Genomic DNA, 16,895 nt, shown 5'->3' on the forward strand with positions numbered 1-16,895 from the left:
AATGTGATATTCACATGCAAAAACAACCCCTTTCCGGAATTGAATCTGGATTGGGGTTGTTTGATTTTTTATCAGATTACTTCTTATGATCATCCATATATCCGCGGTCAATAAGCTCTCTGTCGAGTTCAATCAGCTGCTGGAGCGTTTGAGTACTTGCGGCATATTCGCGGATATCCCTGCCAGCTATGGAGTCGGCCCATTCGCGGTCGCTTATGAACTCAAGCTCACGTTCTCCGTCTGTAATCACGGCGCTGATTTTCCCTGCATTGTCAACGAGTGACAGAAGTAGCAGGGCGTTTTTCCTGAAAAGGCCTGAAGCCGTAGAATCCGGGGTGTCATATTTGTCAATTGATCCTTCTGTAAGGCGATAGTATATGCTGATTCCATATGGCCGGATAGACGTCTGCAGTTTGATATGGTCATATTTAAGACCATCCGGCACAGGAAGCAGGTACACAAGTCTGCCGACAGCGGAACTGTTTCCGACATATTCTGTCTTTGCGTTCCACAAGCCTGCAGCATCATATTGCGGCAGAGCTTCTGTTTTTGAGGCATAGAGATCTGAAATGGCACTGCTGTTCCTGTCATCTATTCTGTAAATCCCGATGTAAGGCTGTTCGATGTAGCTGTTTTTGCCGTCATTGTATAAATAGAACCTTTGCGAAGTCGAACCGACCATGTCTAGCTGCAAAAAGCTTTCTACATCTGGATAGTCGTTTACTGAATCACGAAGGGTTTTGCGGGTGTTTTTAAGGGCATGGACAATGAGCTCTATATCAGCCTTATCAGATATATTAATGGCTTGGGAGCTTATTCCCCCGTCAATCTGCTGGATATTTATGCTGGATATGCTGTCATCAGGCGCAAGCATGACAGGCTCACTTTTTGGATCTGCAAGCAGTCCGGCTCCGATGATCAGAATTACTGTAAGCGAAACACCGATTACCCAGAATGCGGGTTTTTTGTAATTCAGCACATTCCTGATTCTTTCTCTGGTGTCCCCTTCACCAAAGGCAAGCGGTGAGGCTGCTGAAGGTCTTTTTCCTGTCGAGATTGACAGCAGCGAGGCGGAATAGTCTTTTTTTATGCCGCTGCCGAGCTGGCGGATGACTGATTCGTCACAGGACATCTCGATATCTCTGCTGCTGAAAGAGAATGCGGCCCATACAAGCGGATTGAACCAGTGCAGGCACAGAGCTGTGAAGCTTAGCAGTCTTGTTATATGGTCAAATCGCCTTATGTGAGTCTGTTCGTGGAGGAGTATGTATCTGAGCTCTTCATCTTCAAGGTTGCATGGCAGATATATTTTCGGATGGAAGACGCCGATGACGAAGGCGGTATCTATTTTGTCTGAAACAAATATATTTTCCTCATGGAGCGTCGAATCTCTCAGGCGCTTCTGAAGACGTGCCAGTGAGAAGAGGCTGTATGCAATCAGTATCGCAATGCCGGTAATCCAGAGCAGGCTTCCTGTATAAATCCAGATCTGAAGAGGATTTACGCTGGCATATGGGGCAGATGCGGGGAGCAGGGAATTTACGGAATTGTTGATGTATGCAACCCCGGTATCTATCTGTGGAGCCTGCATATATGCAATATCGGGTGATATGGGATTTGTCCTCACAGGCAGAAGGCTGTACATGCTCTCGAATGAAAACGGGCAGATGAGCCTGAACAGGACAACTGACCACAGGGCGCAGGTAAATGCCCGGGGGACTTTTTTCAAAAACAGTCTCGCTGCCAGAACAAAAACTATTACCAGGCTTGCTGTAAAGCTCATGTTCAGGACCTGAAGAAACATCTTTTCCATCATTGGTGCACCTCCCTGTGATCATCGATCAGCTTCTGGATTTCTTTTATTTCTTTTTCACTGAGTTTTTTTCTTCGGGTAAAGGCTGCCAGAAACCGTGGGAGCGATCCGTCAAATGTTTCAGTCAGAAACTGCTCGCCCTGAGCGGCTCCGAATTCACTTTTGGACATAAGCGAGGTTACCGCGCCGCTGTCATTTTGAAATATTTCTCTTTCACAGAGACGCTTGAGCATGGTATATGTTGTAGTCCGCTTCCATGAGAATGCTTTTTCGCACAGCTCTGTGAGCGCACGGGAGCTTATGGGTTCATTTTCCCATATGAGGTCTGCGAATTTCTGCTCCATCTCACCAAGCTTGTATTTTTCCATATAAAAACCTCCTGTCGAATGTTATTAGACTGAAAACAGTCTAACACGATTAGACAGGAGTGTCAATATGCAGATTCATATGATTCAGGGAGGAAAAAACAACCCCTTTCCGGAATTTAAATCTGGATTGGGGTTGTCTTCTATTACTCCTCGTCTTTATCGGGACGAAGGCTGAAATCGACTTTATTCTTTTTCATGATATCCTCAAGCTCGGATACGTATATGTCGTCCATGTGCACGATGAATGCGTCCGGGTCTATGGGGATACTTTTTTTGTCCATCTGTTTTATGCTCCATATATACAGGATGTCGAGTGCCGGGATTACTTCTTTTCCAAGAGGCGTCAGCACATATTCTACCTTGAGAGGTATCGTGTTGTACTGTATGCGCTCAACGAGGCCGTCTTCTGCCAGCTCTCTCAGCTGATGGCTGAACACCTTTTCTGATATGGGAAGGGTCCTCAGCGTATGGTTGAATCTGATGCTGCCGTATGTATGTATGTGATGGAGTATGGTCATTTTCCATTTTCCGCCGATGCAGTGCGTTATGTAATGATATGGATTGACTGGATTATTGAAATCTTCCTGGTTCAAATAAGCGCCTCCTGTTTCTTCTATTATAGTGTTTTTATTATACCATATTTTGGGCCCGGATTCAAATTGATTGTGGCTGCCGGAAACCTGTGCGGAGGGTCTATATTTTTTCTGGATAAAAAATTTTTAAAATTTTTCAGATTGTTAATTTGATAACTTTAGGGCATTGAAGATGATTGAAACATCGTAAATACTGCAATTACAGCGAAGTTACAAAAAGGTTAGTGCTTACCAATAGGTTACTGGCTTACAAAATTGTTCGTATTGCGGTATTTTTGGGCGGAGTTTATACTATTTTTAACAAAGAAAACGTTGTGCATAAATTTAAAGAATCTACATAGTATGATGTATTTTTGAAAGGAGAAAAGATGATTAAGAGAACTTTGGCAGATCTGAAGCCTTATGATGCGCCGAATCATTTCAAGATGACGGCAATGAGGATCCATGGAAAGGAAGAGACTGGAGCTGAGAATTTCTGGGTAGGTATTTCTACATTCCTTCCAGGAGGAGGAGCTGAGTATGCATATGAGGACAATCCTCTTGAGAAGGTATACTACATGCTTGAAGGTGAGATGACCGTGACTGACAAGGAAGGCGCTAAATATGTGCTTCAGGCAGGAGACTCGATGTCATTCCCGCCAAATGAGGGAAGACACCTTATAAATGAGAGCAACAAGGCAGCGAGCATGCTGGTTATAATAAACTATCCGAAATAGGCAGAATCAGGCAGGGGAAATTTGACCGGGGGGTAAATTTTCAGATATATGGGTAGTGTAAAGTTCGTTATGAAAAAGCGATTTAAAAGGATTGCCAGATTTTGTATCCGATCTTTAAAATATAATGATGTGCGAAGCACCTGAATTCGGTTTTTTTTGCACAACAAAAGGATCTTAACCACCCTTGAATTTTCAAAAAATAATGCTGTTTCTCTTTTGTGTGGGATTGGATTTTTAGTTTAGCATCATTTTTCTCAATTTCAAGGGCAAGCCAAAATCAATGTATTGATTTTGATGGTCAACTGGCTTGATTCTCTTTGGCTTCTTCCTGCATTTTCAGTATGCTTTGTTGCCCAAGGTAGATTAGCAGCTGCCATTTTCCGGGCATGTTTTCTGCTTTATCAAGCATTTCGTGTGTATTTAATACCTGATTGTTAAATCTGGAGTGTCTTCTCAGAAAGTTGTAGTAGGCTACCCACAGTGACACGGAGTAATTTGCTCCTTCAAAATTGTCGTAGCCGCAGGTGCATCTGTATGTTTCTTTGAAGGTTCTGTTTAATCTCTCTACTACTTGCTTGTATGGTCTGTATTCTTTTGATACTGCATCATCGTTTGCAAGCCCAATGACCTGTGTGATGTCAAATTCCAGGGGGTTTTCCTGAAGGGAAAACTGCTGTGCGGCGAGTGGATAGGCACTGTACCCGTCTGCTATGAACTTGAAGTTGTCTGTTACTTTGTGGATTCCTCTGAAGGCTTTTCTCATGGCCAGTATGCATGGGCCTACGCTTCTGCTTGCTGATACCTGGTAGCCTATCACTGATTTTGAAGCGGCATCCATGATAAACCAGATGTATCCTTTGATGCCTCGTACTTTTATGTAGGTTTCATCGGCGATAAATGTTTCTGATTTTTCGTAAGGGTAGCTATCTATGAATGGCTTGATTAAAAGCGCAGCTGTTCTGCAGTAGTTGGATACCATTGTGTGGGAGATCCTTATTCCGTAAAGATCTTCAAGGGCCTGGGCTGTTTTTCGTAATGAGAGTCCAAGATTAACATGAAATGTAAGGCACAGGGACATGATATGTGCGTTTTGTTTTCTAAACTTCAGTGAGGATGAGTTCTTTGGAAGGGATTTTAAATCCATCTCAAAGAAATCTACGGTGAATTCCCGGTAGATGTAATGGAGTTTGTATTTGTATTTTTCTTTTTTATCTAGGTTTTCCGGATCTACTTTTTTCAGGTTGTTGAGATAGTACTTGCACTTTTGATTGGTGCATTTATGTATGCTAAAAAAGGTCCTGTCTCTTTTAGGGACAAGGCTGTGACTGCAATGAGGGCATTTGAGTTTTAATGGTTTGGTAACTCTTTTTCCGGTGGAAAATGTCTGGCTGCATATCTTGCACTGGTACTGGCCGTTGTCTCCGTTGTTATCGTAAATATAGTGATGCGGAGCATTGCATACTGGACATGATATTTCTTCTGGTATGGTTCTTCCGTTCCTGCGCTGAACTGGTTTTATCTTCTTCTGATATTTCGATTCGTAGTATGACAGAAGAAACTGCCAGTCCTGTTTGATGAATGGCTGGATTATTGGAAGTTGGTCTGTCTTGAATTTTTGATATTTTGGTGAGTGGGTATCGTCATGCGCCCACTGACCTAATGGAATATATTTTGAAATAAATAGTACTAAAAATCGAATTTGTTGATTTTGGTATTGAATTACATGTAGTAAATGAGTTATAATTTGAGACATAACAATGGCACCCTTGCCTTTCTGTTTTATTTGTTGTGTGGTAACTCAAATTATATCAGAAAATGGGGGGTCATTGTTTTTTTATTTAAAAAACAGTGAAAACCTTTGAATATACAGCAATATTAAATAAAATAGGGGTGTAAAACTTTACACTACCGATATATGAACAGGAGAAATAAGATGAGAATAGAGAGAGAATTTGTACAGAACATGTTTGACATAAGCGGAAAGGTAGCTATAGTTACCGGAGCTGCAGGAGCGCTTGGAAGCGCGGTTGCAGGCGGATACGGATTTGCGGGAGCAAAGGTTATGCTTACAGGAAGAGGAGAGAGCAAGCTCAAGGCTCTTTATGAGGAAATGACGGCTCAAGGAATCGACTGTGCTTACTCAGTTGGAGATCCTGTGAATGAGGAAGACGTAAAGAAGGTAGTTGAAGCTACTGTGGAGAAATTTGGAAGAGTGGATGTACTTGTTACTGCTGCCGGATTCAATGCGCCAAAGCCTATCCTTGAGCAGTCTGTTGAGGAGTGGGAAAAAATCATGGATGCCAATGTAAAGGGCACATGGCTTTTTGCAAAATATGCTGGAGAGCAGATGGTAAAGCAGGGCGAAGGCGGAAAAGTAATTCTGGTTTCTTCTGCAAGGAGCAAGGCTGGAATGAAGGGTTATACTGGATACTGCACAGCAAAGGCTGGAATCGACCTTATGGCTCAGTCGCTTGCATGTGAGTGGGGACAATATGGAATCAATGTAAACACTATAAACCCTACAGTTTTCAGAAGTGAGCTTACTGAGTGGATGTTCCATGATGATACTGCAAAGACAAAGTTCCTTACTCGTCTGCCAATCGGAAGACTTGGAGAGCCAAGTGATTTTGCGGGAGCCTGCATATTCCTTGCCTCTGATGCGAGCAACTTCATAACTGGAGCAAATCTTGCGACTGACGGCGGATACTGGGCAAACTAAGGCCTTGATGGAGGAAATATGATAATAAAAAATGTAACTGTAATCGGAGCAGGGATGATGGGAAATGCCCTTGCGATGGTATTTGCGATGTCTCCGGATCTTAATGTTACGCTGAGGACAAGAACTCTTAAAGATGACAGATATGACCCTATAATAGCACATCTGGACATCATGGTAAGCCGTGATGTAATAACTGGAGTACAAAAAGAAGAGGTTCTTTCGAGGATAACATTTGAGACGGATTTAAAAAAGGCTACAGAGAACGCTGACTTTATAATTGAATGCGCACCTGAGGTAATGGAAACCAAGCAGGATCTGTTCGCCGAAATAGAGAATTACTGCAGAAAAGATGCTATCCTGGCAACCAACACATCTGTAATGAGTCCTACAGAAATTGCCGCAAAATGTGTTAACAGAGAAAGGGTTGTCGGAGCACACTTCTGGAATCCGGGACATCTTATTCCTCTTGTAGAGGTCATAAAGTCGGATTATACGAGCGATGAGGTGGTTGAACTTACCATGGATGTCCTCAGAAAGGCTGGTAAAAAGCCGGTACTCTGCAAGAAGGACGTTCCAGGCTTTATCGCGAACAGGATGCAGCATGCTCTATGGAGAGAGGCTATATCCATCGTTGAAAACGGCATAGCGGATGCCGCTACTGTGGATGAGGCTGTGAAATACAGCTTTGGACTGAGACTGCCTCAGCTTGGACCTATGGAAAATGCTGACATGGTAGGAACAGACCTTACATTCAACATCCATGACTATATACTGAAGGACCTCGAGTCATCAAAGGAGCCTTCACCGCTGCTCAGGGAGCTCAGAGACGCTGGAAAGCTTGGATTCAAGACTGGAAGCGGTTTTCAGGAGTGGACATCGGAGAGCATAAAGAAATCGAAGCAGGAGCTTACAGAGTATCTGATAGACATGCTTTATTAGAAAATCAAATGTAAACTGTAAAAATTAAAATTTAAATTATCAGGAGGATATTAAAATGGGAAAGAAAGTATTTGTTGATTTAACACATCCGTTCAGCGCTGACATACCAAGATGGCCATATTTCGTAAAGCCGGTTATCGATTCAATGCATTCACTTGCAAAAGGTGGAGTACTTACTCAGAGAATAGACTGCGTTCAGCATACAGGAACACACTGCGATGCACCGCGTCACGTAATGGAGTATGAATTTGACGGAAGACGTGCTCGTTACACTCATGAAATGCCTGTAGATGCTTACACAGGTGATGCAGTTTGTCTTGAGATAAACGTTGAAAAATGGGGACTTATAACTGGTGAGCACCTTGATGATGCTTGCAAAAGAGCAAACATAAAGCCTGAAGAGCTTGAGGGAATGGTTGTATGCCTTAACACAGGAATGCACCGCAAGTTCGATGACTCTAAGGATTACTACCACTATTCATGCGGAACAGGCGTGGATGCTGGAAAGTGGTTTGTAAAGCACAAGGTAAAATGCGTGGCTATGGACATGCAGGCGCTTGACCACCCTCTTCACACTGCAATGGGCAACAACGGAGCAACAAGACTTAACCTTCTTGGAGCATCAGGAAGACCTATAACAGAGGAATACAAGGAGAAGTTTGGCGAAGAGGCATATGCTGAGTTTGACAAGGACGAGTACATCAGAATCCACGGCCAGGAAGCTTATGACGCAAAGTTTGGCGACCTTGAAGAAATAGGATGCTGGGGAACATGGGAGCCATGCCACAAGCAGATGCTTGGACACGGAATAGTAGGAGTTGAGAACCTTGGTGGAGATCTTGACAAGGTTTCTGGAAAGAGATTCAGATTCAACTGCTTCCCGATCAGATGGTTCATGGGAGACGGATCTATGGTAAGATGCGTTGCTGAGATAGATGAAGACGAGCTTAATGACGTGCCGGACAGGACTTACACTTACGGCGGACTGTAAGATATAAGCAAAAGATTATAATTGAAATCAGTTTTTTATACAGCATTTGCCCTGTGAAAATATTCGCAGGGCAAGTGCCAACTTTAAAATTAAAAGGAAAAGGAGCTAATTTTATGCCAAAAAAGGATAATTCGCAGTCTCTCGTTAAATTCAGCAAGTCGAGCTGGGGAGTGATAATATACTGTGCGGCGATGTTCTGGTTTTATGTTGGAATGGTCAATGACGGAAGCAACATTGTAGCGCCTGCGTTTGCAGCAAAGTCAGGGGTAGAGTATTCAACCGTGCTCAGCATGGGAACTGTTGCAGGGCTTGTAGGATTCATATTTTTTATCATATTCGGAAAGATCAACCAGAAGATAGGATCAAGATACACATCGGCGATATGCATGATAATAGCAGGACTTTCATACATAGGAGTGGGACTTTCGAACAGCCTTGTATTATATACTGTATGTCTTTGCCTTGTTACAGGTTCATCCATGTCAGGCGGATACATAGCCGGAGGTACGCTTGTTGCAAAATGGTTCCCTAAGAAAAAGGGCATCGTAATGGGTTATACGACTATGGGCCACAACCTTGCGTCTGCGTTCTATGTACCGCTTATAAGTACTACTGTAGGAGCATGGGGACTTGCGCAGGGAGTAATGATACCGGCCATTGGAGTAATGATACTTGGCGGAATCGGAGCTGTATTCATAAGAAATGACCCTAGAGAAAAAGGTCAGTATCCGGACGATGTAAACAAAAGACAGTATGAAGAAGAATATTTTACAGGGGATTCAGACGCAGATGGAGGCTGGACTACAGCAAAGCTGCTTAAGACAAAGGAACTGTGGCTGGCCGCAGGAACGACAGGTATTTATCAGCTGGTTACTGTAGGAATAATGACTCAGCTTGTCGTAAGGAATATGAGCTTTGGATTCACTCAGGCTCAGGCAGTAAGCATTATGACCATACTTGCCTGCATCGGAGTAGTGGGATCGTGGGGATTTGGAGCAATCGATCAGAAATGGGGAACAAAAAAATCCATGCTGATATTCGGGGTATGGTATGCAGTAGCGCTCGCGTGCAACGTTACTGAGTTCATGCCGCTTGTATACGTTTCGATATTCATGATAGGAATGGCAATCGGAGGTTCTGCAAACTTTACGACGTCGCTTCCGGCAGCGATATTCGGACGTCATGGATTTGAGAAGGTGAACAGCGTAATATTCCCTATCCAGGGGCTTATAACTGCAATGAACTTTGCGCTGAGCGGAGCATCACTTGCGCTCACAGGAAGTCTCAGAGGCGGATATATAGTTAACATAGTGCTTATACTTGTCAACATAGCGCTTATATCGATAGTTGATGAGCATAAATACAACAAAGACTTCCATACGGAAGAAATCAAATCAGGAGAGGTGCTTGAAAATGTCAATTAAAAAAACCATAATAACAGTTGCGCCAACAGGTGCATGGCCAAAAAAGGAAAACAATCCTAACATACCGATGACTCCAAAGGAAATCGCTGAGGATGTATACGCATGCTGGAAGGCAGGAGCGGCAATATGCCACCTTCACATGAGAGACGATGAAGGAAACGGAACGATGGATACTGCAAAATTCAGAGAGACAGTAAACCTTATCCGTGCTTACGAGGACTGCGACATAATAATCAACTGCACTACTTCAGGAGACCTTAATGCGACAGATGAGACAAGACAGGCTCACCTGAAGGAGCTGAAACCGGAAATGGCATCATACGACTGCGGCTCAATGAACTGGATGCACAGCGGGCTTTTCATAAACCATCCAAAATTCCTGGAAGAGCTTGGAACCACGATGCAGGAATCAGGAGTAAAGCCTGAGATAGAGATATTTGATGCAGGAATGATCTACAACTCGCTTTACTATCTTAAAAAAGGCTTCCTTAAGGCGCCGTGCCACTACCAGCTTGTGCTTGGAGCTGCAGGCGGATCTACAGCTACAATCGAGAACCTTGTTTACCTCAAGGGACTTATCCCTGAAGGCTCTACATGGGGAGCGCTTGGAATCGGAAACGGACACGTGCCGATAATGCTTGCTACTGTAGCCATGGGCGGACACCTGAGAGTAGGAATGGAAGACAATGTGTACTTTGCAGCAGGACAGCTTGCTGAGTCAAACGCTCAGCTTGTTACAAGAGCGGCTGACATAGTAAGGATTGCAGGAAACAAGGTGGCAACACCTGCAGAGGCAAGAGAGATACTTGGACTCTAATAGAAGAAACAAAAATGGGGCTGTCGGGAAATAACCCCCAAAGAAAAAAGCGACTAGTTCGCTTTTTTTAATGCAAAAAAAAAAGATGACAAAATAATATTGCCATCTCTTTCCGTTATATTATAAAATATAACTACTCATGAAACAATATTATAACCAATTTTTTGAAAAAGGACAACAGGTTATTAATTTTAATTTTTACAATTTAGGTTTATCTGCTGACGATCCAGTCTATACCCTAATAAATATATTGGAGGATTTCGATTTTTCTAGCTTGCTGGCTAGATACTCAAACAAGGGAAGAAAAGGCTATAACCCTATTATGTTATTTGCAGTATTGCTTTACGCAAATATGAGAGGAATTAGAGCTGTTGACCGCATTGTAGAACTTTGCGAAAGAGATATAGCCTTTATTTGGCTGACAAAAGGCGAAAAGCCTCAAAGAGATACTTTCTATGCTTTCTTAAATGAAAAATTAACAAAGGAAATACTCGAAGATCTTCATTACCAGTTCATACGAATATTAGAAAAGAAGGGACTCGTTACTTTAAAAACCCTATTTATAGACGGCACTAAAATTGAAGCAAATGCAAATAGATATACATTTGTATGGAGAGGAACTGTAAATTATCATTTAGCAGGTCTTCTGGATACGGTTGATAGGCTGTACCTAAGATATAATCAGTTTCTGGAATCTCAAAATTATCACAAAGCCTATAACTTACCTTTAGAAACCATGTTTGTTGTGGAAGGAATTGATAAAGTTAAGGATATTATTGCTAGAAATAGAAAGCGAAAATCATTAAATCTGGAAAAGATTTCAAACAACTCAATCATTGAAATTGGGAATATATGTCCATTGAAATTAATTGAGCTTCAAGCAAACTTAAGTCGCATTGCTGACGCAGAAAAAATTCTCTTTGTTCATGGAAAGAGAAATAAAAAAAGCGAGCTGCAAAAACTCTATGAGGCAATTGAAGAAGCTTCAACAAGACTATTGAAATATAAAGAACATTTCAAGCTTATGGGAACTGATAGAAATAGTTATTCAAAAACAGATATAGAAGCAACCTTTATGCGTATGAAAGATGATCATATGCAAAATGGACAGTTGAAACCAGCATACAACGTTCAAATTGCAGTTGAAAACTATTTTATTATCCATACTTACATCAGCAATGACAGAACGGACTATAATACACTTATTCCTGTACTTGAAAAACATAAAAAGTATCTTAAAAAATTTCCGCAGGAAGTAACAGCCGATAGTGGTTATTCCAGTGAAGCTAACTTAGTTTACCTTAAAAACAATAACATAGATTCATACATAAAACTTCAAATGCATGAAAAGATGAAAACCAGGGCGTACAAGAACGATCCCGGCAAGTTTTATAATATGGAAAAAATAATTACAGAAAACGGTGTTCATTTCATATGTAAAGATGGACGGAAACTTCAATATGAACGCTCTGAATACAGAAACCATAATGGTTACAGAAGTAATTTCGAAGTCTACGCTTGCAAAGATTGTAGCGGATGCGAGTTTAAGCCACACTGTTTGTATAAATACAACGAAGAAAAAGATATCCACAAAAACAAAGTTATGAAGATAAATCTGCTTTGGGAAACCTTAAAGACAGAGTCCAATAATAATGTACAAAGTGAAAAAGGTATCTTGTATCGTCAGATACGTTCCATTCAGACCGAAGGTCATTTTGGAGACATCAAAGAAAATGATAATTTTAGAAGATTTAATCACCGGACATCTGAAAAAGTACATAAAGAGTTCTTTTTGTATGCTATAGGCAGAAATTTAAATAAGTATTATCGCTTCTCAAAAGAAATAATTAAGACATATGAAGCAAAAATAGCTTAATCCTATCGGATTTTTATAAGTCATGAGCAAATATCACATGGCTTTTTTTGCCATACAATAAATATTAAAATTGAACAAAAAAATCCCAGATTATTCGATTCTCTACATTCTTGTAGATGTTGAATAATCTGGGATTTTTAATTATTAGAGCTTATGAGCCAAAAAACGTTATTCTCCGACAGCCCCATTTTTGTTTTTCCTTGATTATCAACAAAGATATTTTTCAGGTAATTGTAATCAAACATATTATCCCTCCGTTCTATTAACAAATACTACACATTCATCTTTGTGTGTGTAGGGTTTGTTAAGTACAGTTTATCATGTTTTCAAATTCAATATAAAAAGCACCTGATTGACCATTTCAGTTATACTGATCCGGCCTGTCGGGTGCTTTTTTGTGTCCGTATTCTTTTTAAAGCACGTCTAAAACTGCATAATCCATGCTCCAGTGCGTTTCCTTGAGGAAAGTTTCCAGCGCTCTGGCGTCCCTGTATTCGAAAAGCTCTATTATTTTAGTATGCTGGGCATTTGTCTCGTTGAATATCTCGTTCAGCCTGTCGCTGTCACTGTCAGAGTAGCCTCTTTTTATGAACCTCAGCTTCAGCTGCTCCAGCATTATGATGAGCTGTTTGTTGCTGCATTTTCTAAGATATACATTGTGAAACTCTATCTGGAGCCTGTAGTATCTTTCAAAATCCTGAGCTTCGATGGCATCCTTCATCTCGGACTGAAGCTTTCTCATCTGATCCAGATCTGTTTTGGTTATATCAGCAAGAGCCAGTGTGGCTGCCATGGCATCCAGATGTCCTATGAGCTGATACAGGTCCTTTGCCTCTTCGAGGATAAGGGGCTTTACCCTGAAGCCTCGTCGCGGCTCTGCATCCAGAAGTCCCTCTGCCGCAAGCTGTATAAGGGCCTCTCTTACAGGGGTCCTGCTTACATTAAGCTTATCTGAAAGGTGCTGCTCGTTTATCTTGTCTCCAGGCCTCAGACTGCCATCCTTTATACTTTCTGAAATATATTCATATACATGATCCTTCAGGCTCATATAGTTCATCCTGTTCACCGTCCCTTAAATTATTATTATATTAACAATATTGTATACTAAATACAGAAATAAAAAAAGCATTAATTTTTTTAAAAAAAGGTATTGAATATTCAGAATAATCGTGCTAATATAGTGAAAACGACGTATATTGTATACAATATACAAATATAGTTTATATCAACTTATATAAAATTACAAGGAGGAAAAGAAATGAGATATGGTTGTCAGTCGATGGTGGGAAAGATAGACACTATTATAATCAAGCATCCGGAGGAAGCGTTTATAAGCCAGGAGAATCTGGATCAGAAATGGAAGCCGTTTAATTATGTTTCCTGTCCTGATTATGAAAAGAGCCTCAAGGAGTACAGCAGATTCGAAGAAATAATCCAGGAGCATGTGGAGAATGTCCATTACCTTCCAAAGGATGATAACACCGGGCTTGATTCTACATATGCACATGATACATGCAAGATCACATCCAAGGGCGCGATAATGTTTACCGTGGGCAAAGAACTGAGAAGAGGAGAGACAGGAGCCACAAGGAAGTTTCTTGAGGGCATAGGGGTTCCTATCCTGGGAGAGATAAGCGGCGAAGGAACCATGGAAGGCGGAGATGTGGTCTGGCTGGATGAAAAGACTGTGGCTGTCGGCAGAGGTTACAGGACCAACTATGAAGGAATCAGGCAGTTCAGAGAGCTGACAAAGGACGTAGTGGATGAATTCATAGTGGTGGAGCTTCCTCACGGGGATGGACCGGATGAATGTCTGCATCTCATGTCTGTGATAAGCATGGTGGACCATGATCTGGCTGTAGTATATTCAAAGCTCATGCCTGTGTCATTCAGGGACCTGCTTACTGAAAGAGGAATAGAGCTTATAGAGGTGGACGACGTAGAGTATGCGAACCTTGGATCCAACGTGCTGGCGCTTGCACCAAGAGTATGCGTTATGCCTGCCGGAAATCCTAAAACAAGAGAAAAGCTCGAAAAAGCCGGAGCAAAGGTATATGAGTACGAAGGCCACGACATCTCGTTCAAGGGAACGGGCGGACCTACATGCCTTACCCTGCCGGTAACAAGACTGTAGAGAGATATCAGGAATATCAGGACTATATAAAATAACAAAGTAAATAATACAAATCATATAAAAACAGGAGGAACTGTCATGTTTAAGAATGTAATAGTAAGAAGACCGGGAAAATCAATGGTGAATGGAATCGGGCCAGGAACTTATGGGCCAGTGGATCATGAAAATGCGCTCAGGCAGCATGATGCCTACGTGGAGGCACTTAAGAAGACTGGGGTAAATGTAACATATGTGGAATCACTCGAGGAGTATCCGGATTCATGCTTTGTTGAAGACACTGCAGTGCTTACAAGAAACTGTGCAATCATCTGCAATCCGGGGGCGCCTTCAAGAAACGGGGAGCAGGTTTCGATCCATGAAGCGGTAAAGAAGTTCTATGACAACATAGAGGAAATAAAATTCCCTGGAACAGTTGACGGTGGAGATGTTATGATGGTGGGAGATCATTTCTATGTGGGTATCTCTGCAAGAACTAATGAAGAGGGAGCAAGACAGTTCATCGATTTCCTTAGAAAATATGATCTTGATGGAACGGCAGTGCCGCTTAATGAGATGCTTCATCTTAAGACTGGCCTGGCTTATCTTGAAAACAACAATCTTCTAATAGCAGGAGAATTCATAGAAAGCCCATACTTTAAAGATTTCAACAAGGTAATAATCCCGGAGGATGAAGGATATGCGGCAAACTGCATCTGGATGAATGACCATGTGCTTGTGCCGATGGGTTATCCAAAGGTTAAGAAATCGGTAGAGGAACTGGGATACAAGGTGATAGAAGTAGATACATCAGAATACAAAAAACTTGACGGAGGACTGAGCTGTCTGTCTCTTAGATTTTAGAAATTGTGCCTGTGAGGAGGAAATCCAATGTTTATAGAATTTCTTGAAATACTTGTATGGGATTATCTTTGGGGTGTGCCTCTTGTAGCAGTTGTACTGACTGCAGGGGTTCTGTTTACGGTAAGATCGGGATTTTTTCAGTTCAGATATCTGGGATATTCGCTGAAGAATGCCTGGAAAAAATTGTTTGAAAAAAATACGGATGACGGAAGCGATGGCGTAATCTCGCCTCTGGAAGCGATGAGCATAGCGCTTGGGACTACCATCGGTGTCGGAAATATAGGCGGAGTCGCTACGGCAATAGCAGTTGGAGGTCCGGGTGCGATATTCTGGATGTGGGTTGCCGGGCTTCTGGGACAGATTATTAAGATGGCTGAGATAACTCTGGCAGTGCATTACAGATCGAGAAACAAAGACGGCTCTGCATATGGTGGGCCTAACTACTACATGCAGAAAGGTATTGGCAAGCAGAAAGGGATGAAGAAAATATTCAAGATCCTGAGCGCAATCTTCGCCTTCGGATTCATGGTAGGTTTTTTCATAAATATCCAGATATACACAGTTTCTGAGGCTATAGGAAATACGTTTGACATAAGCCTTATAACAGTAGGTGTTGTATATACCATATTGCTTTACCTTCTTATTGCCGGTGGAGTCCCTTCTCTTGGAAAGACAGCTGCAAAGCTTGTTCCATTCATGATCCTTTTCTATTTGGGCGGAGGACTCTTCATTATACTTAAACACGCTGATCAGCTTCCTCATGCATTTGCGCTGATATTTGGGAACGCATTTACCGGAACGGCTGCAGCAGGCGGATTTGCAGGAGCGGCATTCTCCCAGGCTATAAAGATGGGTATGGCGAGATCTGTATTCAGCAACGAGGCCGGCTGGGGATCTGCTCCGATGATACATGCTTCGGCGAAGGTGGATCATCCAGTTAAGCAGGGGATACTTGGAGTTTTCGAGGTTTTTGTAGATACAATCATTGTATGTACGATGACTGCGCTTGTAATAATAGTTACCGGACAGTGGACTTCGGGTCTTGACGGAGCAACGCTTACGCTCTCAGCCTTTGAAGTAGGCATGGGCAAGCCGGCCAGGATAATAATGGCGGTAGGGGTATTCCTGTTCGGGATAACCACATCATCAGGGATATATGCTCAGATGGAGGTTGTAGTAAGATATCTCATAGGAGATAACAAGAGGAAGGATATCATACTTAGCCTTTACAAATGGCTGTATCCGATCCCAAGCCTTGCGCTTGTATTGATCGCGGTGTACTATCAGTTCCCTGGAACTGCAGTATGGCTGTTCTCGGATGCCTCTACAGCGCTTCCTATATTTGCCAATGTCGTGGCGCTTGTTATACTTTCTCCGAAATTCATAGAGCTGCTTAAGGACTACAAGGCCAGATACATGGGAATAGGCAAGGTGGATCCGAATTTCAGGATATTCTATGAAGACAGTGATGGTAATTCTGAATATGAAGAAAGCGTGAATTGAAATAAAATTGAATAACTGAATCGAAAATACCTTCTGTTTGATATGGAAGGTATTTTCAAAGCCTCTGTTTTAAAATGTGTTTAACTCTTCAAAATTAAACAAATTAAATTCAGAAAATTGTTTTTATTCATCTTCGTTCAAACACAACAAAAACATCAAAAG

At 41.9% G+C, this 16,895-nt stretch carries 15 protein-coding genes; 10 read left to right on the forward strand and 5 right to left on the reverse strand.

Translation table 11 applies throughout. The features are described 5' to 3' along the window. Positions 1-76: 76 nt before the first annotated feature. From AC4PGZ_RS12500 to AC4PGZ_RS12510, 3 genes are all read right to left on the reverse strand, one after another. Complete coding sequence (locus AC4PGZ_RS12500) at positions 77-1,816, reverse strand: DUF5301 domain-containing protein (protein ID WP_492158944.1); 1,740 nt, start codon at positions 1,814-1,816, stop codon at positions 77-79. Continuing rightward, positions 1,813-2,181 (reverse strand): BlaI/MecI/CopY family transcriptional regulator, encoded by a 369-nt coding sequence (locus AC4PGZ_RS12505; RefSeq protein ID WP_492158945.1) that lies wholly within the window; start codon positions 2,179-2,181, stop codon positions 1,813-1,815. Before AC4PGZ_RS12505 ends, AC4PGZ_RS12500 begins: the two co-directional genes overlap by 4 nt. 143 nt (positions 2,182-2,324) lie before the next feature. After that, entirely contained in the window at positions 2,325-2,774 is a 450-nt protein-coding gene (locus AC4PGZ_RS12510) for a winged helix-turn-helix transcriptional regulator (RefSeq protein WP_492158947.1), read from the reverse strand. Between the two features lie 368 nt (positions 2,775-3,142). On the opposite strand from AC4PGZ_RS12510, the gene AC4PGZ_RS12515 reads away from it, so the two are divergent. After that, positions 3,143-3,490, forward strand: a complete 348-nt coding sequence (locus tag AC4PGZ_RS12515) for a cupin domain-containing protein (protein ID WP_492158948.1) — start codon at positions 3,143-3,145, stop codon at positions 3,488-3,490. Positions 3,491-3,788: 298 nt separating this feature from the next. On the opposite strand, the gene AC4PGZ_RS12520 is transcribed toward AC4PGZ_RS12515, so the two are convergent. Further along, a complete protein-coding gene (locus AC4PGZ_RS12520) occupies positions 3,789-5,243 on the reverse strand; it encodes an IS6 family transposase (protein ID WP_492157960.1) in 1,455 nt (484 codons plus the stop codon). Between the two features lie 180 nt (positions 5,244-5,423). On the opposite strand from AC4PGZ_RS12520, the gene AC4PGZ_RS12525 reads away from it, so the two are divergent. From AC4PGZ_RS12525 to AC4PGZ_RS12550, 6 genes are all read left to right on the forward strand, one after another. Continuing rightward, complete coding sequence (locus AC4PGZ_RS12525; protein WP_492158949.1) at positions 5,424-6,209, forward strand: SDR family NAD(P)-dependent oxidoreductase; 786 nt, start codon at positions 5,424-5,426, stop codon at positions 6,207-6,209. An 18-nt stretch (positions 6,210-6,227) separates the two neighbouring features. Then, complete coding sequence (locus AC4PGZ_RS12530) at positions 6,228-7,148, forward strand: 3-hydroxyacyl-CoA dehydrogenase family protein (protein ID WP_492158951.1); 921 nt, start codon at positions 6,228-6,230, stop codon at positions 7,146-7,148. Positions 7,149-7,203: 55 nt separating this feature from the next. Continuing rightward, positions 7,204-8,139 carry a cyclase family protein gene (locus tag AC4PGZ_RS12535; protein ID WP_492158952.1) on the forward strand — a complete coding sequence of 312 codons (936 nt, stop codon included), beginning with the start codon at positions 7,204-7,206 and terminating at the stop codon, positions 8,137-8,139. 113 nt (positions 8,140-8,252) lie between these two features. Further along, entirely contained in the window at positions 8,253-9,563 is a 1,311-nt protein-coding gene (locus tag AC4PGZ_RS12540) for an MFS transporter (protein ID WP_492158954.1), read from the forward strand. Further along, positions 9,553-10,380, forward strand: coding sequence for a beta-keto acid cleavage family enzyme (locus AC4PGZ_RS12545; protein WP_492158956.1), 828 nt, complete (start codon positions 9,553-9,555; stop codon positions 10,378-10,380). The genes AC4PGZ_RS12540 and AC4PGZ_RS12545 overlap by 11 nt, the downstream gene beginning before the upstream one ends. 139 nt (positions 10,381-10,519) lie before the next feature. Next, on the forward strand, positions 10,520-12,256 hold the full coding sequence (locus AC4PGZ_RS12550; protein WP_492157822.1) for an IS1182 family transposase: 1,737 nt from the start codon (positions 10,520-10,522) through the stop codon (positions 12,254-12,256). Between the two features lie 412 nt (positions 12,257-12,668). Here the strand turns inward: AC4PGZ_RS12550 and AC4PGZ_RS12555 are convergent, their stop codons facing one another. Next, positions 12,669-13,313: a GntR family transcriptional regulator gene (locus tag AC4PGZ_RS12555; protein ID WP_492158957.1), complete on the reverse strand. Its 645-nt coding sequence runs from the start codon at positions 13,311-13,313 to the stop codon at positions 12,669-12,671. Between the two features lie 201 nt (positions 13,314-13,514). On the opposite strand from AC4PGZ_RS12555, the gene AC4PGZ_RS12560 reads away from it, so the two are divergent. The 3 genes from AC4PGZ_RS12560 (at position 13,515) to AC4PGZ_RS12570 (ending at position 16,733) form a co-directional block, all read left to right on the forward strand. Continuing rightward, positions 13,515-14,390 carry a dimethylarginine dimethylaminohydrolase family protein gene (locus tag AC4PGZ_RS12560; RefSeq protein ID WP_492158958.1) on the forward strand — a complete coding sequence of 292 codons (876 nt, stop codon included), beginning with the start codon at positions 13,515-13,517 and terminating at the stop codon, positions 14,388-14,390. Positions 14,391-14,468: 78 nt separating this feature from the next. Then, complete coding sequence (locus tag AC4PGZ_RS12565; RefSeq protein WP_492158960.1) at positions 14,469-15,230, forward strand: dimethylarginine dimethylaminohydrolase family protein; 762 nt, start codon at positions 14,469-14,471, stop codon at positions 15,228-15,230. A gap of 27 nt (positions 15,231-15,257) precedes the next feature. Next, positions 15,258-16,733: an alanine/glycine:cation symporter family protein gene (locus AC4PGZ_RS12570; protein ID WP_492158961.1), complete on the forward strand. Its 1,476-nt coding sequence runs from the start codon at positions 15,258-15,260 to the stop codon at positions 16,731-16,733. Positions 16,734-16,895 lie beyond the last annotated feature (162 nt).

Source organism: Proteocatella sp. QWL-06 (genome assembly GCF_058684135.1).

Bases quoted from the DNA above. Each gene is read 5' to 3' on its own strand.
- AC4PGZ_RS12500 (WP_492158944.1), bottom strand. From the start codon at position 1,816: ATGATGGAAAAGATGTTTCTTCAGGTCCTGAACATGAGCTTTACAGCA.
- AC4PGZ_RS12505 (WP_492158945.1), bottom strand. From the start codon at position 2,181: ATGGAAAAATACAAGCTTGGTGAGATGGAGCAGAAATTCGCAGACCTC.
- AC4PGZ_RS12515 (WP_492158948.1), top strand. From the start codon at position 3,143: ATGATTAAGAGAACTTTGGCAGATCTGAAGCCTTATGATGCGCCGAAT.
- AC4PGZ_RS12520 (WP_492157960.1), bottom strand. From the start codon at position 5,243: ATGTCTCAAATTATAACTCATTTACTACATGTAATTCAATACCAAAAT.
- AC4PGZ_RS12525 (WP_492158949.1), top strand. From the start codon at position 5,424: ATGAGAATAGAGAGAGAATTTGTACAGAACATGTTTGACATAAGCGGA.
- AC4PGZ_RS12530 (WP_492158951.1), top strand. From the start codon at position 6,228: ATGATAATAAAAAATGTAACTGTAATCGGAGCAGGGATGATGGGAAAT.
- AC4PGZ_RS12535 (WP_492158952.1), top strand. From the start codon at position 7,204: ATGGGAAAGAAAGTATTTGTTGATTTAACACATCCGTTCAGCGCTGAC.
- AC4PGZ_RS12540 (WP_492158954.1), top strand. From the start codon at position 8,253: ATGCCAAAAAAGGATAATTCGCAGTCTCTCGTTAAATTCAGCAAGTCG.
- AC4PGZ_RS12545 (WP_492158956.1), top strand. From the start codon at position 9,553: ATGTCAATTAAAAAAACCATAATAACAGTTGCGCCAACAGGTGCATGG.
- AC4PGZ_RS12550 (WP_492157822.1), top strand. From the start codon at position 10,520: ATGAAACAATATTATAACCAATTTTTTGAAAAAGGACAACAGGTTATT.
- AC4PGZ_RS12555 (WP_492158957.1), bottom strand. From the start codon at position 13,313: ATGAACTATATGAGCCTGAAGGATCATGTATATGAATATATTTCAGAA.
- AC4PGZ_RS12560 (WP_492158958.1), top strand. From the start codon at position 13,515: ATGAGATATGGTTGTCAGTCGATGGTGGGAAAGATAGACACTATTATA.
- AC4PGZ_RS12565 (WP_492158960.1), top strand. From the start codon at position 14,469: ATGTTTAAGAATGTAATAGTAAGAAGACCGGGAAAATCAATGGTGAAT.
- AC4PGZ_RS12570 (WP_492158961.1), top strand. From the start codon at position 15,258: ATGTTTATAGAATTTCTTGAAATACTTGTATGGGATTATCTTTGGGGT.